This is a genomic window from Enterobacter cloacae complex sp. 372C4, assembly GCF_050030615.1.
Lineage (GTDB): Bacteria > Pseudomonadota > Gammaproteobacteria > Enterobacterales > Enterobacteriaceae > Enterobacter > Enterobacter intestinihominis.
This window is the reverse complement of the sequence record NZ_JBLGUQ010000001.1, coordinates 4,589,897-4,614,710: the sequence shown is the minus strand read 5'-3', so window position 1 is coordinate 4,614,710 and position 24,814 is coordinate 4,589,897. Positions and strand designations below refer to the sequence as shown.

Here is a 24,814-nt window from a genome sequence, read left to right as displayed (position 1 = left end):
CTTCACTTACCGTAACTTACCTTTGAAAGGGCCGGACTTCCGGCCCTTTTTTATTACGTTGTTATTATTTTTTGTTCCGTACTATACAGCCTGGCTATAAATGATATAGTGGTTATAGTTAACCCGTTTCTTATTATCAAATCGTATTAAGCGATTGACGCATGCGCTAAATCGGATGGTCTGGCATGAAATTACAGCAGCTTCGCTATATCGTTGAGGTCGTCAATCATAACCTCAATGTCTCTTCCACCGCAGAAGGTCTTTATACCTCGCAGCCTGGCATCAGTAAGCAGGTGCGTATGCTGGAGGATGAATTAGGTATTCAGATATTTGCCCGCAGCGGTAAGCACCTGACTCAGGTCACGCCGGCAGGGCAGGAAATCATTCGCATCGCACGAGAAGTGCTTTCCAAAGTCGATGCCATTAAATCCGTCGCCGGGGAACATACCTGGCCGGATAAAGGCTCCCTTTATATTGCCACCACGCACACACAGGCGCGTTATGCGCTTCCCGGGGTGATCAAAGGTTTCATCGAACGCTATCCCCGCGTTTCCCTGCATATGCATCAGGGCTCACCGACGCAAATCGCAGAGGCCGTGTCTAAAGGCAATGCCGATTTTGCCATCGCGACGGAAGCTCTTCATCTGTACGATGATCTGGTCATGCTCCCGTGCTACCACTGGAACCGCTCTATTGTCGTGACCCCCGATCATCCGCTGGCGGGGAAGGGCGAAGTGACAATCGAAGAGCTGGCGCAATACCCGCTGGTTACCTATACGTTCGGATTTACGGGCCGTTCTGAGCTAGACACCGCCTTTAACCGCGCCGGATTAACGCCACGGATCGTCTTCACTGCAACGGATGCGGACGTCATTAAAACGTACGTGCGTCTGGGTCTGGGCGTAGGCGTTATTGCCAGCATGGCGGTGGATCCTGTATCAGACCCGGATCTGGTGCGTCTGGACGCGCATGATATCTTCAGCCACAGCACCACCAAGATAGGTTTTCGTCGCAGCACGTTCCTTCGCAGCTATATGTATGATTTTATTCAGCGCTTCGCACCGCATTTAACGCGTGACGTGGTCGACACGGCCGTGGCGTTACGCTCCAATGAAGACATCGAAGAGATGTTTAAAGACATCAAACTTCCTGCCAAATAATTACACCCGGTATCTTTCTCTTCTGGAAAGATACCGGTTTCCCCCTTTAAATCTAAATTAGAATTAACCTCATCTGCGCCTACTGTCATATATCGTCATAACCCATTTGATGAATAGGGTTTTACTGTCGCAAATTTGCGACAAAAGTAGAAACTAATTTACAGGTGTGCAAATTATTCTTTTCAATTATTTATTTCTGGTCAAAAGATTGAATTTTCCCAGGCTCAGATTCGTAAATTCACTGGCTTTTCGGCTAAAGTTTCTTTAGGATTTATCTCATCAGATGATTACTTGTGCCAATTGTTTGGTCTCTAAATGATAAGCGATATCGATTGTATGAGGTTAGCAATGCCGTCAGGAAGTGAAGAACCGCAAAGGGATCCCGCGCTTAAGCGTAAAGCCTGGCTGGCGGTCTTTCTCGGCTCTGCCCTGTTCTGGGTGGTTGTTGCTCTTCTCGTCTGGAAGTATTGGGGTTGAATATGGTCATGACGGTGCGTACTGACGCGAGAAAAGAGATGTGTCAGCTTCGTGACAATGCTCACAAAGCGCGTAAGGCGCCAGCAACCAGCGTGCCAGCCTCCTGGCAACTGACGCCACAGCAGCAGGCCTTTATTGATGTGTTCGCAGAAGACGAACCCAAAAAACAATAATTTTGATTTTTGCGTAATGATGCAAATAGTCTGAATAAAGACTGTGCACTTTTGTACTCCTTAATAAATACACATCAGCAATATAGAACGAGGGCAGACCTCGCATCCTTAAATAATTAAAGTCTGGTGTCCCTATGATGAATAACATGACAACCGTAAAATACTGGTCATGGCTCGGCGTATTCTCAGCGTCGATCCTCTTCTGGTGTCAGCTCCTCTGGCTGGCCTTACACTAAATCGTAAAACCTCGCCACGGCGGGGTTTTTTGTTTAATCCCTCGCGTTGGACCATTCCTAAATTTATCAATTTGGGTTGTTATCAAAACGTTACGACATCTTTGTGTTATCTTTAATTACAGCCCTGATGATTGTCAGGACATCCCTGTTTTTAAGGAGGAGCTTATGTCGTTAACCCTACGCGAAGCCAGTAAGGACACATTACAGGCGGAAAATAAAACCTGGCGCTACTACAGCTTACCGCTGGCTGCCAGGACGCTTGGGGACATTTCGCGGTTACCCAAGTCGTTGAAAGTACTACTGGAAAACCTCTTGCGCTGGCAAGATGGCGACTCGGTTACCGAGGAGGATATCCAGGCTCTGGCAGGGTGGCTGAAAAATGCTCATGCAGACAAAGAAATTGCCTACCGCCCGGCCAGGGTATTGATGCAGGATTTCACCGGCGTGCCGGCGGTTGTGGACTTGGCCGCCATGCGTGAAGCTGTTAAGCGTCTCGGGGGCGATACGGCTAAGGTGAACCCGCTCTCACCGGTAGACCTCGTCATCGACCACTCCGTCACCGTCGATCACTTTGGTGACGACGATGCTTTCGGTGAAAACGTCCGTCTGGAGATGGAACGTAACCATGAACGCTATGTCTTCCTCAAATGGGGTCAGCAGGCGTTCAGCCGCTTCAGCGTTGTTCCACCAGGCACCGGCATTTGTCACCAGGTCAACCTGGAATATCTCGGCAAAGCCGTCTGGAGTGAATTGCAGGATAAAGAGTGGGTGGCTTACCCGGATACGCTGGTGGGCACCGATTCACACACGACCATGATTAACGGCCTTGGCGTTCTGGGCTGGGGCGTCGGTGGTATTGAAGCGGAAGCGGCCATGCTCGGCCAGCCGGTATCGATGCTCATTCCCGATGTGGTGGGCTTTAAGCTGACCGGTAAATTGTCCGAAGGCATTACCGCCACGGATCTGGTTCTGACGGTCACCCAGATGCTGCGTAAGCATGGCGTGGTGGGTAAATTCGTTGAATTTTATGGTGATGGTCTGGATTCACTGCCGCTGGCGGACCGGGCCACCATCGCCAACATGGCGCCGGAATATGGTGCGACCTGCGGCTTTTTCCCGATTGATAGCGTTACGCTTGAGTATATGCGCCTCAGTGGTCGCAGCGAGGAGCAGGTGGCGCTCGTAGAGGCCTACACCAAAGCGCAGGGCATGTGGCGTAACCCGGGTGACGAGCCGGTATTTACCAGCACGCTGGAACTGGATATGGGCACCGTTGAGGCAAGCCTCGCAGGGCCGAAACGACCGCAGGACCGCGTTGCCCTGAGCAACGTTCCGAAAGCCTTTGCCGCCAGCAATGAGCTGGAGGTTAACGCCGCGCAAAAAGATCACCGTCCTGTGGACTATGTTCTGAACGGGCATCAGTATCAGCTCCCTGACGGCGCCGTGGTGATCGCCGCTATCACCTCCTGTACCAACACGTCCAACCCGAGTGTGCTGATGGCAGCCGGGCTGCTGGCGAAAAAAGCGGTAGAACTGGGGCTCAAGCCACAGCCGTGGGTTAAGGCGTCCCTGGCGCCTGGTTCGAAAGTGGTTTCCGATTACCTGGCGCAGGCCAGACTCACGCCGTACCTCGACGAGTTGGGCTTTAATCTGGTGGGTTACGGCTGTACGACCTGCATCGGTAACTCTGGTCCACTGCCTGAGCCTATTGAAGTGGCGATCAAGCAGGGTGATTTGACCGTTGGCGCGGTACTTTCCGGTAACCGAAACTTTGAGGGGCGTATTCATCCGCTGGTGAAAACCAACTGGCTGGCCTCGCCGCCGCTGGTTGTAGCCTATGCTCTGGCCGGAAACATGAACATTAACCTGGCGACCGATCCGATTGGTCACGATCGCAAAAATGAACCTGTCTATCTGAAAGACATCTGGCCATCATCGCGTGAAATTGCGCGCGCGGTAGAGAAAGTTTCCACCGAGATGTTCCGCAAAGAGTATGCGGAAGTGTTCGAAGGTACAGCGGAATGGAAAGCGATCGACGTGGTGGGTTCCGATACCTATGCCTGGCAGGATGATTCCACCTATATTCGTCTGTCGCCCTTCTTCGATGAGATGCTGGCGGAGCCTGCACCGCTGAAAGACATTCACGGCGCGCGCATTCTGGCGATGCTGGGCGATTCCGTCACCACTGACCATATCTCACCAGCGGGGAGCATCAAAGCGGACAGTCCGGCAGGTCGGTATCTGCAAAGCCGTGGCGTGGAACGTCGCGATTTTAACTCCTACGGTTCGCGCCGCGGTAACCACGAAGTGATGATGCGCGGGACATTTGCCAACATCCGCATTCGTAATGAAATGGTCCCGGGCGTGGAAGGGGGCATGACGCGCCACCTGCCAGATACAGAGGTCATTTCAATTTATGACGCAGCCATGAAGTATCAGCAGGAGGGTACGCCGCTGGCCGTTATTGCCGGTAAAGAGTACGGCTCTGGTTCCAGTCGCGACTGGGCGGCTAAAGGTCCACGTCTGCTCGGGGTTCGCGTGGTGATTGCCGAATCCTTTGAACGTATCCACCGCTCAAACCTGATCGGGATGGGGATCCTGCCGCTGGAGTTCCCGCAGGGCATAACGCGTAAAACGCTGGGTCTGACCGGGGAAGAGCAGATTGATATCAGCGGTCTGCAAAATCTGCAACCGGGTAAAACCGTTCCGGTGAAGTTAACGCGGGCAGATGGTACAACAGAAGTGCTGGATTGTCGGTGTCGTATTGATACGGCAACAGAGCTAACCTATTACCAGAACGACGGCATTTTACATTATGTGATTCGAAAGATGCTGGACTGATAAAACTCGCCCGGTAGAAGTGCCGGGCGTTTTGCGTTTACTCGCTCAGCAGGTGCCCCATCTTTGCAGCTTTGGTATCGAGGTAGTGCGCGTTTTTCGGATTGCGGCCAACAATCAGCGGCACGCGTTCAACGATATTGATGCCCGCTTCAGTGAGGATCTCCACTTTTTTCGGGTTATTGGTCAACAGACGCACTTCGTCCACGCCCAGCAGCTTGAACATATCCGCGCAGAGGGTGAAATCGCGCTCGTCAGCAGCAAAGCCGAGCTGATGGTTTGCTTCGACGGTATCATAGCCCTGATCCTGCAACGCGTAGGCACGGATTTTATTCAGCAGACCGATATTGCGTCCTTCCTGGCGGTGATACAGCAGCACGCCACGTCCTTCCTCTGCGATATGAGAAAGAGCGGCTTCGAGCTGGAAACCGCAGTCACAGCGCAGGCTGAAGAGCGCGTCACCGGTCAGACACTCAGAATGAACGCGGGACAGTACCGGCGTCTGCCCCGAAATGTCACCGTATACCAGGGCGACGTGATCTTGTCCGGTTGCCAGTTCTTCAAAACCCACCATCAGGAAATCGCCCCATGGGGTTGGCAGTTTGGCTTCTGCCACACGTTTAAGCTGCATGTGATTCTCCATACCAGGCTGACACGTTTCGTGCCTTTGCCCCATTTTGCTTTCTGTATTGGACTATTTTGCCACAAGCCCGGCTACTTCACCTAATCACCACCACGCTATACGGACGTTAAACGCACGATCCGACATATCCACCAGAAGGTGGAAATTCAGTTATGATTGTGGTGCTTAGTGAAAAAGGAGAGGACATGCTTTCAATTGCCAGACGCACGGCCGCAGGCGCCGCCGTATTGCTTGTTATACCCCTGATCGTTTGGTTCTCCGGCTGGATGTGGAAGCCCGGACAAAACGAGACGTGGCTGAAAGCCTTATACTGGATAACTGAGACGGTCACCCAGCCCTGGGGGATTATTACGCACGTGCTGCTCTGTGCCTGGTTCCTGTGGTGCCTGCGCTTTCGTCTTCGCGCGGCGCTGGTATTATTTGCCATTCTCGGAGGTGCCATTCTTGTCGGGCAGGGGGTGAAGTCGTGGGTGAAAGATCGCGTGCAGGAACCCCGTCCCTTTGTTATCTGGCTGGAAAAAACGCACCATATTCCGGTAGATGAGTTCTACACTTTAAAGCGTAAGGATCGCGGGGCGTTGGTGAAAGAACAGCTTGCGGAACAGCAGGATATCCCGACATTTTTACGCAAACACTGGCAAAAAGAGACCGGCTTTGCGTTTCCTTCCGGACATACGATGTTTGCTGCCAGCTGGGCGCTACTCGGCGTGGGGCTGCTTTGGCCACGTCGACGTACCCTCACGATTGCGATTTTGCTGGTCTGGGCGACAGGCGTAATGGGCAGCCGGATGCTGCTGGGTATGCACTGGCCGCGTGATTTGGTGGTGGCTACGCTGATTTCGTGGGTACTGGTGACGCTGGCGACCTGGCTTGCACAACGTTTCTGTGGGCCTCTGACGCCACCGCAGGAAGAGAAGGAAGAAATAGCCGAAAGGGAGTCAGGCGGAACCTGAAGCTTGATATTCCGCATTTTGACCATAAATCCATGAAGGGCGCATTACTTTTTCCGTTTCGCGCCCGCCACTAAAATGGTAGCTTATAAGGCTGATTGCAGTGAGTTGAACACGCTTTATACGCTCGAACCACATAACGGGAAGTCATGTGAAATATTTACTCATTTTCTTACTGGTGTTGGCGATTTTTGTCATTTCAGTCACATTGGGCGCGCAAAACGATCAACAGGTAAGTTTCAACTATCTGCTGGCGCAGGGCGAGTACCGGGTGTCGAGCCTGCTGGCTGTGTTATTCGCAGCGGGTTTTGTCATCGGCTGGCTTGTATGTGGCCTGTTCTGGCTTAAGGTTCGTGTTTCCCTTGTTCGCGCTGAACGTAAAATTAAACGACTTGAACATCAACTTACGCCTGCGACTGACATTCCGGCGAGCTCTGGTGTGCCGGTAGTCAAGGAATAATCGAATATGCTGGAGTTGTTGTTTCTGCTTTTGCCTGTCGCCGCAGCCTATGGCTGGTATATGGGCCGCAGAAGCGCGCAACAAACAAAACAGGATGAAGCAAACCGACTCTCCCGTGACTACGTTGCGGGGGTGAACTTCCTGCTGAGCAATCAGCAGGATAAAGCGGTCGATCTGTTCCTCGACATGCTCAAAGAGGATACCGGCACCGTAGAGGCGCATCTCACCCTGGGAAACCTGTTCCGCTCGCGCGGAGAGGTTGACCGTGCCATCCGTATCCACCAGACCCTGATGGAAAGCGCATCGTTGACCTATGAGCAACGGTTGCTGGCCGTGCAGCAGTTGGGCAGAGATTACATGGCGGCGGGCCTGTACGATCGCGCAGAAGATATGTTCTCTCAGCTGGTGGATGAGACCGATTTCCGTATCGGTGCGCTTCAGCAACTTCTGCAAATCTACCAGGCAACCAGCGACTGGCAAAAAGCGATTGATACCGCCGAACGGCTGGTCAAACTCGGCAAAGATAAACAGCGCGTCGAAATTGCCCATTTTTACTGCGAGCTTGCCCTTCAGCAAATGGGTAGCGATGACATGGATAAGGCCATGGCATTGCTAAAAAAAGGCGCCGCGGCCGATCGCAACAGCGCCCGCATCTCGATAATGATGGGGCGGGTCTTTATGGCTAATGGTGATTACGCCAAAGCCGTGGAAAGCCTGCTTCGCGTTATCGATCAGGACAAAGAGCTGGTCAGCGAAACGCTGGAAATGCTGCAAACCTGCTATCAGCAGTTAGGTAAGCAGGACGAGTGGGTTGCATTCCTGCGCCGCTGTGTTGAAGAAAACACCGGTGCCACAGCCGAGCTGATGCTGTCGGATGTCGTCGAAGAGCACGAAGGGAGTGATACCGCCCAGGTATACATTACCCGTCAGTTGCAGCGCCATCCGACGATGCGCGTCTTCCACAAGCTGATGGATTATCATCTTAACGATGCAGAAGAAGGGCGCGCTAAAGAGAGCCTGATGGTGCTGCGAGACATGGTCGGTGAACAGGTGCGGAGCAAGCCGCGCTATCGCTGCCAGAAATGCGGCTTCACCGCCTATTCGCTCTACTGGCATTGCCCTTCCTGCCGGGCCTGGTCCACCATCAAGCCAATTCGTGGTCTGGACGGGCAGTGATTTTTTAAAACACTCCATTTTAGTTACAACATACTAAAGAGTACATTATTTCTTTCAGCACCGTGCGGTCTGTGGTTCAGCAGGAAAAGCATTCGATTCTGTTCATTTACCCCGAGGGCAGGTAGAATGCACGCCGTTTATCTGTTCCGCGCCGCTGCGCGCCCATAGACGAAAAGGGCTGGTCATGACGTCTGTTACTTCCTCCACTTCCCGCGTAGTTACCGATTCTCCTGTAGTTGTTGCTCTGGATTACAATAACCGTGACGCCGCACTGGCCTTTGTTGATGGTATTGATCCCCGGGATTGCCGTCTTAAAGTAGGCAAAGAGATGTTTACGCTGTTCGGTCCGCAAATCGTCCGCGATCTGCACCAGCGTGGTTTCGACGTTTTCCTCGACCTGAAATTCCATGATATTCCGAATACCACTGCCCACGCCGTTGCTGCGGCGGCTGAACTAGGTGTGTGGATGGTTAACGTTCATGCCTCCGGTGGGGCACGTATGATGACGGCTGCGCGCGAAGCGCTGGTGCCGTTTGGCAATGACGCTCCGCTTCTTATCGCCGTCACCGTGCTGACCAGTATGGATGAATCTGACCTTCGTGACCTGGGTGTGACGTTGTCACCTGCCGAACATGCGGAGCGTCTGGCGCGCCTCACGCAACAATGTGGGCTTGATGGCGTGGTCTGTTCAGCTCAGGAGGCGGTTCGCTTCAAATCTGAGTTAGGCCGCGAATTTAAACTGGTGACGCCAGGTATCCGTCCGGCAGGCAGCGAGTCAGGGGATCAGCGACGCATCATGACGCCAGAGCAGGCGCTGAGCGCGGGGGTAGACTATATGGTAATTGGTCGCCCGGTGACGAAATCCGCTTATCCGGCAGAGACTCTGAAAGCGATTAATGCATCACTGAAAAAGGGGGCATAATGCGTGATGCCAACACTCGTCTGGTCTATTCAACAGATACCGGGCGCATTGAAGAGCCAAAAGAGAAAGCTGAACGTCCGAAAGGCGATGGAATCGTGCGTATTCAGCGCCAGACCAGTGGCAGAAAAGGGAAAGGCGTTTGCCTTATCACCGGCATTGATCTGGATGATGCAGAGCTGGTAAAGCTCGCCGCTGAGCTTAAAAAGAAGTGCGGATGCGGTGGGGCAGTAAAAGACGGCATAATTGAGATTCAGGGCGATAAGCGGGATTTAATTAAAACGCTCCTGGAAGCCAAAGGTATGAAAGTCAAACTGGCGGGCGGTTAAAATAAATGAGCCACGGACATTGCCGTGGCTCTTTTTTTTACGTGCGTAAGTCAGACCTGAAAATACAAAATATATTATTATACCGGTGAGAGCCGTTATGGTGATTATTTGCCCACCTGGTGACCGATAATACCACCTACGGCAGCACCACCTAATGTACCCAGCGTACTACCATCCGTTAATACTGCACCACCAAGCGCACCAGCACCGGCACCAATCGCGGTGTTACGGTCACGTTTAGACCAGTTAGAGCAAGCGCTCAGAGACATTGCTACAGTGATTGCCAGAACAGCGGCGGCTAATTTTTTGCTGGTAAAGGTCATAATACTTTCTCCTGAATTATCGATTCACGGAAAGGAATGCACTTTAAGTATAGACAATATCCATACTTAAATTCTGTTCCCGTGAAAGCTGGTCGCGCAGGCGTTACATCATCACGCAGGTGATAGTCACTTCCTGTTATATCGCTAATATTAATTTTACGTGTTTAGAACAGTTTCAACAGGTAAAAACTCTTAAAGGAAGGGTCGGAATACTCTCAGAGAAAGGTTTAAGTGCGCCCATTATTCGGGCGCAGCAGGATAATCAGGCCGTTTTTTTCACAATATCGACAGTCAGGCCGTCTTGTTCTAATTGCTGGCGATATTCATCGCGTAAACGCTCATCCGTGATCACACGGCTGAAGCGCGAAGCCGGACCCATCGTATAAGGGTGTACGGCGCCAAACTTAGAGCTATCGGTCAGCACAATCGCTTCACACTCTTTGGCGAGTACGGCGTTCACCACGTCTGAACGCATCATGTCGCGACCGGTAAAGCCGGTGTCGGGCTGCCAGCCGTCAATGCCAATGAATGCCTTACTGAAGTGAACCTGCTGAACATATTGACGCGTTAATGGCCCCACCATGCTTTCGCTTTTCTTCTGGTAAATGCCGCCCAGCAGAATGACCTCGCAGCGAGTTTCCTTCAACAGATGGGCGATATAGCTGCTTACGGTAATGATGGTAACGTCTTTTTGATCGGCAAGCGTGCGCGCCAGAAGGGCGTTACTGCTGCCATTTTCAATAAAGACGGTCTCACCGTTAATCACTAAGGATGCAGCAAACTCCGCCAGTTCCCGCTTGAGCGCAAAATTGTTCATCATGCGGGTTTCAACGTCGTCGCTGTCCAGTGGAACGGCATATCCGTGCGCACGCCGCAGGTAGCTCTGTTTTTCCAGAAGATTCAGATCCTGACGAATGGTGACTTCAGAAACGCCGGTAGCTTTAGCGAGATCGACTACGCTTACGCGTCCCTGATCGATCACCATCTGCAAAATGATTTGTTGTCGGGAATTCATAGCATCCATTTAAAAGGCAAGGGCGAAAACGACGTGGTTACACTTCCCACGGGGCTTTTGGTTGAGCGGATTCTGATGCGTTATCAGTGCCGTTCTCAGCCAGCAGTTCAGACTTGAGGATCTCAAGATTACGGATAGCAGAGTGATAATCGCCCGCGACAAGAATATCCAGCACAGTATCAATACGCTGTGCCACGGCTGTTGCATCAATGTTAGACATAAGCTCACCCTGAAGCGAAAAGTTAATATTATCAATGATGCAGAAAATTGATTCAAAAGAGAAGGTAAAAAATGCAATAACCAAAGTTCATAAATGAAAGTGACAAATTAACCCCCGTATGCTGCGGGTTGTAGGGGTGGATTAGTCTAAAACTGCGCGCAACGCGCTTTTTTATAAGAGGAATTCGACTATGACAGTTATCAACCAGACAACCTGCACATTGTTTACTGATGCTGAACGATTCACTCAACTGGCGGCTTATTATGAGGCCGAACGGCGCACGGTGTGGATGATGTTACGTGCCACGCCACGGCCTTGCTTCAATCATGCGCTGATCGAGGAGATCATGAATCTCTCCTGGCTGGTTCGCCAGTCCGGATATGTCGTTGATTTTTGGGTCACCGGATCGCTGGTCCCTGACATCTACAATACCGGCGGTGATTTACAATTCTTCGTTGAGTGCATCAAAAACAACCGACGCGAAGCGTTACGCGCCTATGCCCGGGCCTGTGTGGACTGCGTTCATGCCGCCTCACGAGGGTTCGATACCGGTGCTGTCACGCTGGCGATGGTGGAAGGAAGCGCGTTAGGGGGCGGGTTTGAAGCCGCGCTCGCGCATCATTTCATTCTGGCCCAGCGCGATGCCCGATTAGGCTTTCCGGAAATCGCGTTCAATCTGTTCCCGGGCATGGGCGGTTATTCACTGGTGGCGCGTCGTGCCGGCATGAAAATGGCAGAGGCGCTGATTTATAAAGGTGAGTCGCATACGGCGGAATGGTATGAACAGCACGGTCTTGTGGATCTCTTATTCGAGCCGTTACAGAGCTATGTTTCGGTACGGACGTTTATCGACACGCTACAGCCGAAGCTGAACGGCGTAAGGGCCATGCTGCGCGCGCGTACGCGTGTTCTGCCACTTCCGCGAAGCGAGTTGATGGACATTACAGAGGATTGGGTGGATGCCGCCTTCTGCCTTGAACCGAAGGATATCGCCTACATGGAGCGGCTGATTATGCTGCAAAATCGCCATCAGGCGACGGGCTTACGCAAAGCCAGCTAACGGACATTCCTGGCCTGATAGCGCTTTAGCCATCGCTCGAATGCGGCTGCGGGCATGGGCTTAGCAAAAAGAAAACCCTGCCGTTCGTTGACGCCATTCTTCGTCAGAAAGGCGTCTTCTTTTGCACTCTCTACCCCTTCAGCAATGACCTGCAGATTCAACGCCTGTGCCACGGCGACTATCGCGCGCACGAGCGACTGTGAAATGGACTGCTTATGGATATCCCGGACGAAGGACTGGTCAAGCTTGATGGCGTCGATAGGGAAGCGCGCCAGCTGCGACAGGGAAGAGTACCCCGTACCAAAGTCATCAAGGTGAATTTGCGCCCCCAGGTGGCTAAATTGCTGGATCACTGACAGGGCCAGCTCTTCATTTTCGATGAGACAGCTTTCGGTCAATTCCACGTCAATCGGGCAGTATTCAAAATTCAGGTCTTTCAGCGCCTGCTTCAGGTCACTGAAGATGGTCTGGTCCGCCAGCTGACGGGCGGAGACGTTGACCGCAACGCGCAGGTTGATCCCTTTGTCGCGCCATTTTGCCACCTGGCGCACCACATCGAGCATAACCCAGCGGCCAAGGGGCACTATCAGCCCTGACTCTTCCGCATAGGAGATAAATTCCATCGGCGGGATCAGGCCACGCTCTGGTGACTGCCAGCGCACCAGCGCCTCCAGACTTCTGACTTCGCCGCGCCAGGTCATTTTTGGCTGGTAGTGAATTAACAGCTGATCGTTATCCAGCGCTTTACGCAGGTTGGTATCCAGCCACAGATATTCAAATACGCGCTGGTTCATCTCTGGCGAGAAGACGCAGAATTTACCCCGGCCATTTTCCTTGGCGGTGTACATGGCGGTGTCGGCATTGCGAATGACGCTTTCCCGATCGTTACCGTGCTGGGGCGCAAGCGCGATACCAAGCGAGCAGCCGGTGTAAACCTCAATCAGCCCGATGCGGAAAGGCTGCCGCAGTCGGGTCAGAATGCGCGACGCCATAGCTTCCAGCGCGCCCTGCGAGGTATCGGTGGCCATCACGATAAACTCATCCCCACCCAGGCGCGCCAGGGTTTGTCCGTCGTCCAGGCAACTCAGGATCGCCAGCGCAACGGCCTGTAGCAGCTGGTCGCCAAACATATGCCCATAGGCATCGTTCACTTTTTTAAAGTTATCCAGATCGAGATAAACCACGCCCACCTGCGTTTCACCCCGGGAGGTGATGGCGTCGGAGATCAGCTCATGGATGGCATTTCGGTTAGGCAAACCGGTAATCGTATCCGTATTGGCGAGAACGCGCAGGCGCTCCTGGGCCCGGCGCTCTTCCGTGATGTCGGTACCTGAACAGATGAGGAAAATTTCATTTTTCCCGCTGCCGCTGTGAACGAATTTATTTCTGAAGAGAAACAGGCGTTGCCCCTTGCGGGTCTTGATCCAGCGTTCGACTTCGTAGGAGCTGCCGTTACGAAAAAAACCGGTGATGTTGCGTTTTGAGGCCGCGGCTTCGCTGCGGCTCATGAACAGTTTAAACACGTTTTGCCCGATGACTTCCTGTTCCTTCAGGCCCGTATATTCTTCACTTAAACGGTTGAAGCGCTGAATATTCCCGTTCTGGTCGAGGATGACAATTACGGAGTTAGCTTCGGACACCACCTGTTCGGCGAAGGAGAGTCCCTGCGCCAGATCTCGCGCCACGGAAGGCGTGTCGTTCCATGCTGATGCCGTTCCCGCCCACTCATTTTTGTTAATTTTACGACCGACAAGATGGACGGGAACGTCCACACCATACAAGGGAAGGGTCATGGCAATGCTGGACGTGATAACGGTGAGCTGGCGAATCAGAGCGGCCTGCTCATCGTCCAGCGCAACCACCTGAACGATTTCAGCGCTTTCACTGGCAGCAAGATGCAGAGCATTGCTGTCTGCTGTTAGTCGCCACCAGGGGCTATGCGTACCCATGTAACGAAACAGCAAATTCTGCTCCAGATCGTCCATCCCGTTTTCTCCCGCGGCTGCTGAGTAGCGCACAAATTATTCATTTGCAGTCGACTATGACGGCTCTTTTTACTGTAGATAATTCTGGCGAAATGTGGCGGTAGGAAACAGAAAAGTGTGAGAAAAAACGATGATTTTGCGAGAGATAATACTGAGGAGAACTCCCGGCCATCCCTGAACGGAACGGCCGGGAGTCTACGCGGTTATCAGGCGACAGGGCGCGCGATAATGCTGCGGGTTTCCATGCGGACTTCAGCGATGTTTACATCAATCACGTCAGTGACTTTGTAAACCGTTTCGCCTTTAATTTGCACGGTCCCGTTTTCCTGGCTACAAACCAGTTCGTCGCGAACGGCATGCAGGAACGGGGCAGGAATAAAGGCAACGGCGCCATTATCCACCAGACGCACGCGCATACCGCCGCGGCTGATGTCAATGATTTCAGCCGGGAAACGGGTGTCAGTCCCTGCCTTATCATTCAGGAAACGCGCGTACAACCAGTCGCCGACATCACGCTCCGCCATACGGTTCAGACGGCGACGCTCTGCCATCTGCAACGTAGTCTCATCCTGTGGGCGGGCAACAGATTCCCCTTTGATGATCGCTTTCAGCAGACGATGGTTAACCATGTCGCCGTACTTACGGATCGGGGAGGTCCAGGTGGCGTAAGCCTCAAGACCGAGACCGAAGTGCGGGCCTGGCTCGGTGCTGATTTCCGCAAAGGACTGGAAGCGGCGAATGCGGCTGTCAAGGAAACCTGACGGCTGTGCGTCCAGCTCGCGGCGCAGCTTGCAGAAGCCTGGCAGGGTCAGCACCTCTTCCGGATCGACGTGGACGTCATGGGTTTTGAGCAGGGCGGCCAGCGCTTCGGTGTTAGCCGGGTCAAAGCCGGTGTGCACGTTGTAAATGCCAAAGCCTAACTTGTCGCGCAGCACGCGTGCGGCGCAAATGTTGGCGGAGATCATCGCTTCTTCAACGATACGGTTGGCAATACGGCGTGGCTCGGCGACGATGTTGAGCACTTCGCCTTTTTCCCCCAGCACAAAGCGGTAGTCCGGGCGGTCCTTAAATACCAGGGCGTGGGTCTGGCGCCACTCACTGCGGCTCTGGCAGACGCGATGCAGCAGACGAATTTGCGCAGCGATATTATCGGATTCAGGCTTCCAGCTGCCGGTATTTTCCAGCCAGTCGGACACGTTGTCATAAGCCAGTTTAGCTTTGGATTCGATGGTGGCGGCGAAGAATTCGATATCTTCTTCAATGGTACCGTCAGCCGCGATGGTCATGCGGCAGGCCAGTACCGGACGCACTTCATGGGGACGCAGGGAGCAGAGATCGTCGGAAAGCTCGCGCGGCAGCATCGGGATGTTGAAGCCCGGCAGGTAGTTGGTGAACGAACGCACTTTGGCCATTTCGTCCAGCTTGCTGCCTTCGACAATCCATGCGGTAGGGTCGGCGATGGCAACGGTCAGATGCATTTTGCCATCCGCTGCCTCTTCGGCATACAGCGCATCGTCCATATCCTCGGTGCTGGCGCTGTCGATGGTGACAAAGTCCAGCGCTGTCAGATCGCGACGCTCAAGACCTTCGTCCTGCATTTTGGTCGCTACGCCATCCGGCGCTTCTTTTTCGAGGTTGTGGCGCGCCAGCGTCACCCACCATGGGACGAAATGGTCGTCGCCAAAGGTGATGAACTGGGTCAGCTCGGCGTAGAAACCGCGATCGCCTTTTAAAGGATGACGGCGCATTTCGGCAACCGCCCAGTCACCCTCGACAAAGTCATGCTCAACGCCACGCGCGGCGCGGCAAGGGATGGCATCTTTCAGGAGAGGATGATCCGGTACGATAGAAAGACGATCGTCTTTTTTATGCACTTTCCCGACAAAGCGGGTCAGGAAAGGTTCGATCAGTGCTTCCGGCTCGGCAGACTCTCGTTCCTTTTCGGTATGAATAACGGCCGAAATGCGGTCGCCATGCATCACTTTCTTCATCTGAGGAGGCGGAATGAAGTAGCTCTTCTGTCCGTCAACTTCAAGAAAGCCAAAGCCCTTTTCCGTGGCTTTTACGACCCCTTCTGCACGGGGCGTCTGGGAATGTAGTTGCTGTTTAAGCTGCGCTAGCAGCGGGTTGTCCTGAAACATAATGTTCTATTTTCGTAGCCATTGAGCGGCTGACAGTTTTACGCGATTCTCACTGCTACAGCAAGCGCTCTTTAGGTAAAGCGTGTGGTTATTCCTCTTTGCCAAGCGCCACGCGAAGACGGTCCAGCCAGCCATTAAAAGCGCCGTGGGTTAACAGGTTAATTGCCTTGCCCGGTGGGATACCGGCCTCCGTGAGAGGCGTTAACTGGGCGGCGCTAAAACGATCGGGAGACGTAAGCAGCAGCGTATGGGCGGCTGAGAGCGATGCAGATGGCTGGGCTTCGCTTTGTGGGTGGTTAACCAGTATCTCGCCCGTCAGATTCAGCAGCATCGGCTCATGGCAGAGAACCGGCGTGAGCGCTGAAAGCGCAGGTTCGGCCTGCCAGCGTGAGAGCGCCTCAAGTTGAACCGCACTGGCATATTTTAGTTCGACTACGGGCTGGGTGGCTGTCCATCGGGTAAAGCTCAGCGGTAGTGTATGGGGCTGAATGTGGTGTCCCGGTAGCCAGCGTACCGGATGGCCAAGCAGCGCCTGAAACACTGCAACCGCCCGCGCCTGAAAACCAGTAAAGCCGATGATCTGGTTGATAAGCACAATGTCATACGTTGTCAGTCCCACCTCATCAAGCTGGGTTTGCGCTTTATCGTCAATGACGTCCGGGGAGCTCGCCAGCTGGCGGGCATACTGAGTGATTTCTGCAAGGCGTCGATTGCTTTCCCGGGAAGAGTCGGGGCCCGGAAGGGGGGCGAGTAGCGCCGCGTAGTGGTTACAGAGCCGCTGGACGCCACACGCCTGGGAAACCGTCAACGCCGTGCTCAGTCTGTCGTAGGCGCTAAGCGTGTGCAGACGGTTTACGGGAGTATCGAGCGGGAATAAGAGGCGGCACAAGGTTCGGGCTGGCGTAAGCCACCCACAACAGCTTGCGGCAATGTCGTCAGGCAGGGCTAAATCGAGCAAAAAACGATCGTCGACGTTAGCGGCTTCAGGCACCAGCGGCAGAACGTCCGTCTGCGAATGATTCGACTGGGTTTCGTGATACCAGTGGCCTTTGCCGGAAAAACGGCGTTGTTCCATGGGCGTTCCTTGATCTCAAAATGGCGATCAATATCCTGGCGTAAGGCGGATGAGGGGAAAAATATTGTTAGGTGATAACAAATAGCAGAACGGAATAACGAAGTGCGGGGAGGGGAGAAAACTCTCTTCCCAGTCGGGAAGAGAGTAACAAACTTATTTGATTTCCAGCTCGTTCATGGCAGCGATGTTGAAGCCGCCGTCCACGTGAACCACTTCGCCGGAGATACCCGCGGAAAGGTCAGAGCACAGGAATGCCGCAGAGTTACCCACATCTTCGATGGTAACGGTACGACGAATCGGGGTAACCGCTTCGCAATGTGCCAGCATTTTACGGAAATCTTTGATCCCGGAAGCGGCCAGAGTACGGATTGGACCCGCAGAAATTGCGTTAACACGCACGCCTTCAGGACCCATTGCGTTCGCCATATAGCGCACGTTGGCTTCCAGAGACGCTTTCGCCAGACCCATAACGTTGTAGTTAGGGATAGCGCGTTCTGCGCCCAGGTAGGACAGGGTCAGCAGGGCTGCGCCCGGGTTCAGCATCGCGCGGCAGGATTTTGCCATCGCAACGAAGCTGTAGGAGCTGATGTCATGGGCGATTTTGAAGCCATCACGGGTAACCGCGTTCACGTAGTCGCCGTCCAGCTGGTCGCCCGGAGCGAAGCCGATGGAGTGAACGAAACCGTCGAATTTCGGCCATGCTTTAGCCAGTTCAGCAAACATGCCATCAATGCTTTCGTCTTGTGCAACGTCACATTCCAGAACAATGCTGGAACCCAGCTGCGCGGCAAATTCTTCAACACGGCCTTTCAGCTTGTCGTTCTGGTAGGTGAACGCCAGCTCAGCGCCTTCGCGATGCATAGCTTGTGCGATGCCGTATGCGATGGACAGTTTGCTGGCAACGCCAGTTACCAGAATGCGCTTACCGGAAAGAAAACCCATAGCTTTAATCCTTATATTCATTGCTTATTTTGCCTTGTAATTCATAGCGTTACAGGCAGTATTTCAAAATCATTCGAAATTAGCTCGAAATTATAGCCCACTCACAGCCCCTTGTGTCACGATATTTCTCGCTCACGTGCCGTGACTGGGCGCACGAAAGACGTTGAACTGACTCTTTATCAGGCTATTTCGTGTGTATTCCAGCAGTATATCACCGGGGGCTGGGTTCGCCTCATCCAACCAGAGGTTGGCCAGAAGCTTCACGCTAAGACGGCCGGATATTAATTCGCTGGCGAGGGGATTCGGGCAATAACCTTAATTTCAAAATCAAATCCGGCCAGCCAGTTAACGCCGATAGCCGTCCAGTTTGGGTAAGGTGGCTGTGGAAACACCAGTTTTTTCACCTTCATGATGACGGGGAACTGGTTTTCTGGATCGGTATGAAACGTCGTGACATCAATCAGATCGTCAAAAGTGCATCCTGCGGCGGTCAAAGTCGCCTGTAAATTATCGAATGCCAACTGCACCTGAGCGGCGAAATCAGGCTCAGGCGTGCCATCGCTGCGGCTGCCGACCTGACCGGAAACAAATAACAGATCGCCAGAGCGAATGGCAGCCGAATAGCCATGCTCATCATAAAGGGCATGTCGATTGGCAGGGAAGACAGGATTACGTGGATGCATGGCATTTCCTTTTCTGTCAGAGGCGTTGTTGTGGTTACTTAAGAGAAGTAACATACGCAATGTATGTGAAAAAAATGTAATTCACATACGCCGCGTATGTCAAATTAAAAATATCGCTTTTATAGGAAGTTCTATGGCTACAAAACGTCGTGCTGAAACAGCTCAGGAAAATCGCGAAAAATTGATTCATGCGGCGCGAAAGGCGTTTGCTGAGAAAGGCTTTGCTGCAGCGTCGATGGATGAACTGACGGCAAGCGTGGGGTTAACGCGCGGTGCGCTGTATCATAATTTCAGAGATAAGAAAGGGTTACTGGCGGCGGTGGTCGCGCAGATAGACAGCGAAATGGCGGGCAACGCGAAAGCCGTTGCCGCGGCCACAGACGATGATTGGGAGAGACTGCTGGCGGAAGGCATCGCCTACATCAACATGGCGCTCGTTCCGGAAGTTCAGCGTATCGTGCTTCTTGACGGTCCGGCCGTTCTGGGCGATCCGGCGCAATGGCCCAGCCAGAACAGCTGTCTTGAGTCGACCCGCCAGACCATCGAAAAATTAATTGAACGCAACGTGCTTAAAAAAATGGATGCGAAAGTCGCAGCCCATCTGTTGAACGGCGTTGCGCTGAATGCTGCCTTGATGATTGCCGCGAGTGATGAGCCGCAGAAGACGCTGCCGCATGCCATTGAGGTGTTTACTCTGCTGGCAAGCGGGTTACGCAACGGCTAACGATCTTTCCGCCACGCATCGGCCGTCAATGCTTCACCAAAGTGTCCGGCAATCAGGCGTTTTGTCAGGTCGTGGAGCGGGGAGGCCAGCACGTCAGCGGTACTGCCGCGCTCAACGACTTCACCCTGGTGCATCACCAGCACCTGATCGCTGATGTGCTTCATCATGCCCAGGTGCTGAGTCACGTAGATATACGATATCCCCTGCTTTTCCTGTAGCTCCAGCATCAGGTTGATGAGTTGCGAACGCATCGACATGTCCAGCGACGCCAGCGCTTCGTCGGCGATAATGACCTTCGGGCGCAGGATCAGCGCGCGGGCCAGTCCGAGACGCTGTTTTTGGCCAGGGGCCAGCATGTGGGGGTAATAGCTGACATGGTCGGGCAGGAGACCTACCAGACGCAGGGTTTCGACAATCCGTTTGCGACGCGCTTCCGGCTCCAGGTCGGTATTCAACCGCAGCGGGAAATCCAGGATCTGCGAAATACGCTGGCGCGGGTTGAGGGACGTTGACGGATCCTGAAAAATCATCCGAATGCGCTGGCTGCGGAAAGAGTAGTCACCAAATTCCAGAGGATGATCGTCAATCAGTATTTCACCGCCGCTTGGCTCAACCATACCCGCGAGCATTTTTGCCAGGGTCGATTTGCCCGAGCCGTTTTCACCGATAATCGCCAGCGTCTGCTTTTCGCGCAGCGTAAAGCTCAGCGGTTTAACCGCCTCGACGGTCTGACGGTGAAACAGGCCGGTGCGATAGCGAAAGGTCTTACTCAGGTTACGCACTTCCAGTAAGGTTTCGACCATTTCACTCTCTCTCCATGTTCAGCGGGAAATGACAGGCAAACAGATGATTTTTCGGCCCTGTCAGGCGCGGTGTTTCAATGCATTTACGCTGAGCATACGGGCAACGTGGACCCAGACGGCAGCCAATGGGCAGCGATTCCAGCAGCGGAATCGCGCCAGGCAGAGTATTCAGACGGCTCTTGTGTGGCATTGCGCTGCCGAAATCAGGGATCGCCCTGATCAGCGCCTGCGTGTAGGGATGATGCGGCGTCGTCACCAGGTCTTCACTTGGCGCGGTTTCTACCGTTTGTCCGCAATACATCACGTCAATTTTATCCGCCCACTTGCTCAACATTTGCAGGTCATGGCTGATCAGCAAAATGGTGGTGTTGTTATTCTGGTTCAGACGCGTGAGCAGGCGGAAAATCTGCGCCTGAGTCGTTGGCTCCATCGCGTTCGTCGGTTCGTCCGCAATCAGCAGACGCGGCTGATTGGCCAGGGCGATAGCAATCATCACTTTCTGGCATTCACCGTCGGTCAGTTCGTAGGGGAAACTGCGCATCGCGTCTTTATGGTCTTTGATCCCCACACGGTGCAATAGCTCAATGGCACGGCGTTTACGCCAGCCGAAACGCTGCCACCAGCGGCCTTTATAGGTCCAGCCGGGGATATTCTGCATCAGCTGTTTCCCGACGCGCTCGGACGGATCGAGACAGGATTGCGGCTCCTGAAAAATCATCGAGACGTTATGGCCCACCAGTTTACGGCGTTCGCGCGGGGAGAGACGCAACAGATCGATGTCGTCGAAACGCATACGGTCGGCGGTCACCCGCCAGTTGTCCTTTGCCACGCCGCAAATGGCTTTGGCGATTAGACTCTTACCGGAACCCGATTCGCCCACCAGCCCGCGTATTTCGCCCTCAGCGAGCGTAATACTGATGCGATCCACCGCTTTAACCCAGCCTTCGCCCGTTTTAATTTCGATCGTGAGGTTGCGGATATCAAGTAACGGCATTATTGCACCCCCGCATTGATTGCGCGGCGGATCCCGTCGCCAAGCAGGTTAACGAGCAGAACGCTCACCATAATGGCCGCGCCCGGCAGCATGACCGTCCACGGCGCAACGTAAATCAGCTCCAGCGCATCGCCGAGCATTGCGCCCCATTCCGGGGAGGGGAGCTGTGCGCCCAGGTCCAGGAAGCCCAGCGCTGCGATATCAAGAATCGCCATCGACAGGGCGCGGGTGATCTCCGTCACCAGCCCGGCGGCAATGTTAGGCAGCACGGCAAACCACAAAATATTAAACGTGGTGGCACCGTCCAGACGGGCGGCGACGACATATTCTTTCTCCAGTTCGTCGTGAACCAGGCTGTAAACCGATCGCACCATGCGGGGCAGAATGGCCAGCCAGACGGCGAACATCGCATGTGTGAGGTGCGGCCCCGCGAAGGCCACGACGATAATCGCCAGCAACAGCGAAGGAATCGAGAGCAAGGTATCAAGAATATGATTAAGCACGGCAGACCGCAGCCCGTGGGTTGAGCCGGCAAAAATGCCCAGCGCAAGGCCGCATATCGCGGCGGCAAGGGTGACCACGAACGCGCCGCCTACCGTAGGTGCGGCGCCGCTCAGTAAACGACTTAGCACGTCGCGTCCGAGATCGTCAGTCCCCAGGAAGAACGAAACCTCCCCGTAACGCGACCACGATGGCGGTAAAAGCTGATAACCAAGGAACTGCTGATCGATGCCATACGGCGCAAACCACGAACCCAAAACACACAGCAACACGAGGCCAATGCAGCCGTAAAAGCCGATCATCGCCGTGGTGTCGCCGTAGAAATTACGCCACACGGTGCGTAGCGCACCAGGCGTGCGCTTTTCGCTGTAGACGTTATCGTAAGGCATACCATTCCTTATGCTTCAACGGGTTGGCCATGGCACCCAAAATATCGGAAACAACGTTAACAATAATAACCAGCGAGCCAATCACCATCACTCCGGCGGAGATCGCAGCGTAATCCTGCTGGCGAATGGCGTTGATCATCCAGCGTCCAAGGCCCGGCCAGCTGAAAACCATCTCGGTGATCATCGCCAGCGTCAGCATGGTTGAGAATTGCAGCCCAAGCCGTGGGATTACCGGCGGCAACGCATTGTGCAGCACATGGCGACGTAGAATCGTCAGGCGAGACAGTCCGCGTGTGGCGGCGGCTTTCACATAGTTTTGATCGAAGACTTCGATAGTGCTGATGCGCATCAGGCGGATCACTTCGGTCGTCGGTGCGACGGCCAGCGTGAGCACTGGCAGCACCATATGGCGCAGGGCGCTCACGATCATTTCGTCGCGCCAGACTGAATCGGAAAGCCAGGCGTCAACGATGGCGAAGCCGCTCACCGTTTGCACGTTATATAGCAGGTCGAAACGGCCAGACACCGGAAGCCAGCCTAACGTCAGTGAGAAGAAGAGGGTAAGCAGCAGCGCCAGCCAGAAAACAGGGATGGAAAAGCCAATTAAGGCAAGCGCGCTGATGAATTTATCCTGCCATTTATTGCGATAAATTCCCGCCAGCATCCCCACCGGGATCCCCACCATGAGGGCAAAGCCAAAGGCGAGTATACACAGCTCCATGGTGGCCGGGAAAACCATCTTCAGCTGCTCAGAGATGAGCTGTCCGTTGATGCTGGACACGCCAAAATCCCAGTGCAACAGGCCGTTAAACCAGAACAGCCAGGCGTCCCAGAGGGATGAGCCCTGAAGCGGGGCGTGCGGCGTAAAGTAGCTAAGGCTAAAGCCGACAAAGGTCAGGAAGAACAGGGTGACCAGCAGTAACAGCAGCCGCCGCAAGGTAAATATAATCATGGTTTTTTCACCTCTTGTTCTTTCTCACGAGTCACGCCCGCGAAGGAGGCGTTACCAAACGGGCTGAGTACCAGCCCTTTTATATCGTAACGGTAGGCCTGAAGGCGCAGGGAAGAGGCAAGCGGCAACACGGGAAGCTCTCTGGCCAGAATATTTTGCGCTTCATCGTAGGCCTCAATGCGTGAAGCAAGCTGTTGAGATGAGAGGGCTTTTTGCAGCACAGCATCAAATTCCCGGTTACACCAGTGCGCGTAGTTGGTCTGGGAGTTGATCGCCGCACAGCTCAGCAGCGGACGGAAGAAGCTGTCCGGGTCGTTACTGTCGGTAGACCAGCCAGCCAGCGTTAAGTCGTGATTCATGTCCATCAGACGCGCCTCCTGGAAACGGCCTTCGACAGGAACGATGATCACCTTCACGCCCACCTGGGCCATATCTGCCTGCAACAGTTCGGCGGTTTTCAGCGGGCTAGGGTTCCACGCCTGAGAGCTGGTGGGTACCCACAGCTGAAGCGTCAGGTTTTCTGCCCCCAGTGCTTTAAGCTGTTCGCGCGCTTTCGCCGGATTATATTCCGTGATCTTCGCCTCGCCGTCATAGGCCCAGGAGGCGCGGGGCAGAATAGAGGCGGCGGTTTCCGCGGTGCCGTAATAAATCGACTGCATCAGACGCTGATTGTTGATCGCTAACGCCAGCGCATGGCGCACGGCCGGATTATTCAGCGGTGGCTTATCGGTGTTAAACGCCAGATAGGCGATGTTCATTCCCGGGCGTAGGGTCAGGCGCAGGCGGGGGTCGTCGCGCAAAATAGTCAACTGGCTGGCCGCAGGCCACGCAAGGACGTCGCACTCACCGGTCAGCAGTTTGGAGAGGCGGCCTGTTCCACCTGAACCCAGATCAACAATAACCTGCGGCATCAGCGGTTTGCCGCGCCAGAAATGATCGTGTCGTTGCAGGCGAATGTACTGTCCGGCGCGGTACTCAGCTAACTGGAAGGGTCCTGTGCCCACAGGCTCACGATCGAGACGTTCCTGACGATCCTTTTTCGTCAGCTGATCTGCGTATTCGGCTGACATGACGGACGCGTAGTGCGTCGCCAGGTGCCAGAGGAATGAGGCGTCCGGGCGCGTCAGGCGAAACTCAACCGTGCGGTTATCCAGCTTACGAACGCTTTTGACCGTGTCCGCGAATTGCAGACTGTCGAAGTAGGGGAAGTTTCCGCCGTTGACGTTATGCCACGGATGGTTGCGGTTAAAGATGCGCTGGAAGGTGAAAACCACGTCATCCGCGTTGAGCTTGCGGGTTGGGGTAAACCACGGGGTGTGCTGAAAAGCCACATCATCGCGTAGACGGAAGCGGTACGTGGCGCCGTTATCAAGCACTTCCCAACTTTCAGCAAGCTCCGGAACCAGCCGATAGGTATAAGGATCGACGTCGAGCAGGCGATCGTAAATCTGTGCGGCCAGCGTATCAACAATCACGCCGCTCCCCGCCTTTTGCGGGTTAAAGGTATCAACTTGCCCGCTGACGCAATAGACGAAACCACTATCACGAATATCAGGAGGCGCAGTACGATCGGGCGCAGCAAAGGCCAGATTGCTGAACAGACCGAGTGCAAACAGGGATGATAAAACCAGGCGCATAGTTTTTAA

26 protein-coding genes are annotated in these 24,814 nt (G+C 54.0%); 12 read left to right on the top strand and 14 right to left on the bottom strand.

Going from position 1 to position 24,814, the window contains the following annotated elements:
* Positions 1-185 precede the first annotated feature (185 nt).
* From cysB to acnA, 5 genes are all read left to right on the top strand, one after another.
* Positions 186-1,160 (top strand): HTH-type transcriptional regulator CysB, encoded by a 975-nt coding sequence (cysB, locus tag ACQG11_RS22405; protein WP_006810844.1) that lies wholly within the window; start codon positions 186-188, stop codon positions 1,158-1,160.
* A 336-nt stretch (positions 1,161-1,496) separates the two neighbouring features.
* Entirely contained in the window at positions 1,497-1,637 is a 141-nt protein-coding gene (locus ACQG11_RS22400; RefSeq protein WP_096168876.1) for a YmiA family putative membrane protein, read from the top strand.
* 8 nt (positions 1,638-1,645) lie between these two features.
* Positions 1,646-1,810, top strand: a complete 165-nt coding sequence (locus ACQG11_RS22395) for a hypothetical protein (protein WP_162181317.1) — start codon at positions 1,646-1,648, stop codon at positions 1,808-1,810.
* Positions 1,811-1,947: 137 nt separating this feature from the next.
* On the top strand, positions 1,948-2,046 hold the full coding sequence (gene ymiC / locus ACQG11_RS22390; RefSeq protein ID WP_032103392.1) for a small membrane protein YmiC: 99 nt from the start codon (positions 1,948-1,950) through the stop codon (positions 2,044-2,046).
* Between the two features lie 165 nt (positions 2,047-2,211).
* Positions 2,212-4,887, top strand: coding sequence for an aconitate hydratase AcnA (gene acnA, locus ACQG11_RS22385; protein ID WP_426728846.1), 2,676 nt, complete (start codon positions 2,212-2,214; stop codon positions 4,885-4,887).
* 37 nt (positions 4,888-4,924) lie between these two features.
* Here the strand turns inward: acnA and ribA are convergent, their stop codons facing one another.
* Positions 4,925-5,515 (bottom strand): GTP cyclohydrolase II, encoded by a 591-nt coding sequence (gene ribA / locus ACQG11_RS22380; RefSeq protein WP_013096372.1) that lies wholly within the window; start codon positions 5,513-5,515, stop codon positions 4,925-4,927.
* Between the two features lie 197 nt (positions 5,516-5,712).
* On the opposite strand from ribA, the gene pgpB reads away from it, so the two are divergent.
* The 5 genes from pgpB (at position 5,713) to yciH (ending at position 9,361) form a co-directional block, all read left to right on the top strand.
* The gene (gene pgpB / locus ACQG11_RS22375) at positions 5,713-6,480 is read left to right on the top strand and encodes a phosphatidylglycerophosphatase B (RefSeq protein ID WP_032622464.1); all 768 of its coding nucleotides are present in this window, start codon (positions 5,713-5,715) and stop codon (positions 6,478-6,480) included.
* 148 nt (positions 6,481-6,628) lie between these two features.
* Complete coding sequence (locus tag ACQG11_RS22370) at positions 6,629-6,937, top strand: LapA family protein (RefSeq protein ID WP_006810839.1); 309 nt, start codon at positions 6,629-6,631, stop codon at positions 6,935-6,937.
* Positions 6,938-6,943: 6 nt separating this feature from the next.
* A complete protein-coding gene (lapB, locus tag ACQG11_RS22365; protein WP_003856819.1) occupies positions 6,944-8,113 on the top strand; it encodes a lipopolysaccharide assembly protein LapB in 1,170 nt (389 codons plus the stop codon).
* Between the two features lie 184 nt (positions 8,114-8,297).
* Positions 8,298-9,035, top strand: a complete 738-nt coding sequence (gene pyrF, locus ACQG11_RS22360) for an orotidine-5'-phosphate decarboxylase (RefSeq protein ID WP_023306389.1) — start codon at positions 8,298-8,300, stop codon at positions 9,033-9,035.
* Entirely contained in the window at positions 9,035-9,361 is a 327-nt protein-coding gene (yciH, locus tag ACQG11_RS22355; RefSeq protein WP_046619721.1) for a stress response translation initiation inhibitor YciH, read from the top strand. Before pyrF ends, yciH begins: the two co-directional genes overlap by 1 nt.
* 104 nt (positions 9,362-9,465) lie before the next feature.
* Here yciH and osmB read toward each other — a convergent pair whose 3' ends face one another.
* From osmB to ACQG11_RS22340, 3 genes are all read right to left on the bottom strand, one after another.
* On the bottom strand, positions 9,466-9,684 hold the full coding sequence (gene osmB, locus ACQG11_RS22350; RefSeq protein ID WP_003856823.1) for an osmotically-inducible lipoprotein OsmB: 219 nt from the start codon (positions 9,682-9,684) through the stop codon (positions 9,466-9,468).
* A 262-nt stretch (positions 9,685-9,946) separates the two neighbouring features.
* The gene (locus tag ACQG11_RS22345; RefSeq protein WP_426728845.1) at positions 9,947-10,699 is read right to left on the bottom strand and encodes a DNA-binding transcriptional regulator YciT; all 753 of its coding nucleotides are present in this window, start codon (positions 10,697-10,699) and stop codon (positions 9,947-9,949) included.
* Positions 10,700-10,736: 37 nt separating this feature from the next.
* A complete protein-coding gene (locus tag ACQG11_RS22340; protein ID WP_426728844.1) occupies positions 10,737-10,919 on the bottom strand; it encodes a hypothetical protein in 183 nt (60 codons plus the stop codon).
* A 190-nt stretch (positions 10,920-11,109) separates the two neighbouring features.
* On the opposite strand from ACQG11_RS22340, the gene ACQG11_RS22335 reads away from it, so the two are divergent.
* Complete coding sequence (locus ACQG11_RS22335) at positions 11,110-11,979, top strand: crotonase/enoyl-CoA hydratase family protein (protein WP_199126582.1); 870 nt, start codon at positions 11,110-11,112, stop codon at positions 11,977-11,979.
* Here the strand turns inward: ACQG11_RS22335 and pdeR are convergent.
* The 5 genes from pdeR to ACQG11_RS22310 all read right to left on the bottom strand — a co-directional run bounded on the left by pdeR (position 11,976) and on the right by ACQG11_RS22310 (position 18,805).
* Positions 11,976-13,964: a cyclic di-GMP phosphodiesterase gene (pdeR, locus tag ACQG11_RS22330; RefSeq protein WP_426728909.1), complete on the bottom strand. Its 1,989-nt coding sequence runs from the start codon at positions 13,962-13,964 to the stop codon at positions 11,976-11,978. The genes ACQG11_RS22335 and pdeR overlap by 4 nt on opposite strands.
* A gap of 206 nt (positions 13,965-14,170) precedes the next feature.
* Positions 14,171-16,105 (bottom strand): exoribonuclease II, encoded by a 1,935-nt coding sequence (locus tag ACQG11_RS22325; RefSeq protein ID WP_023300251.1) that lies wholly within the window; start codon positions 16,103-16,105, stop codon positions 14,171-14,173.
* A gap of 88 nt (positions 16,106-16,193) precedes the next feature.
* Complete coding sequence (locus tag ACQG11_RS22320) at positions 16,194-17,180, bottom strand: oxidoreductase (protein WP_023300250.1); 987 nt, start codon at positions 17,178-17,180, stop codon at positions 16,194-16,196.
* 153 nt (positions 17,181-17,333) lie between these two features.
* On the bottom strand, positions 17,334-18,122 hold the full coding sequence (fabI, locus tag ACQG11_RS22315) for an enoyl-ACP reductase FabI (RefSeq protein ID WP_003856831.1): 789 nt from the start codon (positions 18,120-18,122) through the stop codon (positions 17,334-17,336).
* A 281-nt stretch (positions 18,123-18,403) separates the two neighbouring features.
* Entirely contained in the window at positions 18,404-18,805 is a 402-nt protein-coding gene (locus ACQG11_RS22310; protein ID WP_154051501.1) for a RidA family protein, read from the bottom strand.
* 133 nt (positions 18,806-18,938) lie between these two features.
* On the opposite strand from ACQG11_RS22310, the gene ACQG11_RS22305 reads away from it, so the two are divergent.
* Positions 18,939-19,529 (top strand): TetR/AcrR family transcriptional regulator, encoded by a 591-nt coding sequence (locus ACQG11_RS22305; RefSeq protein ID WP_022648309.1) that lies wholly within the window; start codon positions 18,939-18,941, stop codon positions 19,527-19,529.
* On the opposite strand, the gene sapF is transcribed toward ACQG11_RS22305, so the two are convergent.
* From sapF to sapA, 5 genes are read right to left on the bottom strand one after another with little or no spacing between them, the layout of a single operon-like run.
* Positions 19,526-20,332: a putrescine export ABC transporter ATP-binding protein SapF gene (gene sapF / locus ACQG11_RS22300; RefSeq protein ID WP_003856838.1), complete on the bottom strand. Its 807-nt coding sequence runs from the start codon at positions 20,330-20,332 to the stop codon at positions 19,526-19,528. The two genes, ACQG11_RS22305 and sapF, sit on opposite strands and share 4 nt — an antisense overlap.
* Position 20,333: 1 nt before the next feature.
* The gene (gene sapD, locus ACQG11_RS22295; protein ID WP_003856840.1) at positions 20,334-21,326 is read right to left on the bottom strand and encodes a putrescine export ABC transporter ATP-binding protein SapD; all 993 of its coding nucleotides are present in this window, start codon (positions 21,324-21,326) and stop codon (positions 20,334-20,336) included.
* On the bottom strand, positions 21,326-22,216 hold the full coding sequence (sapC, locus tag ACQG11_RS22290; RefSeq protein WP_003856843.1) for a putrescine export ABC transporter permease SapC: 891 nt from the start codon (positions 22,214-22,216) through the stop codon (positions 21,326-21,328). The genes sapD and sapC overlap by 1 nt, the downstream gene beginning before the upstream one ends.
* On the bottom strand, positions 22,203-23,168 hold the full coding sequence (gene sapB, locus ACQG11_RS22285) for a putrescine export ABC transporter permease SapB (RefSeq protein ID WP_022648308.1): 966 nt from the start codon (positions 23,166-23,168) through the stop codon (positions 22,203-22,205). Before sapB ends, sapC begins: the two co-directional genes overlap by 14 nt.
* Entirely contained in the window at positions 23,165-24,805 is a 1,641-nt protein-coding gene (gene sapA / locus ACQG11_RS22280) for an ABC transporter substrate-binding protein SapA (protein ID WP_022648307.1), read from the bottom strand. Before sapA ends, sapB begins: the two co-directional genes overlap by 4 nt.
* Between the last annotated feature and the right edge of the window lie 9 nt (positions 24,806-24,814).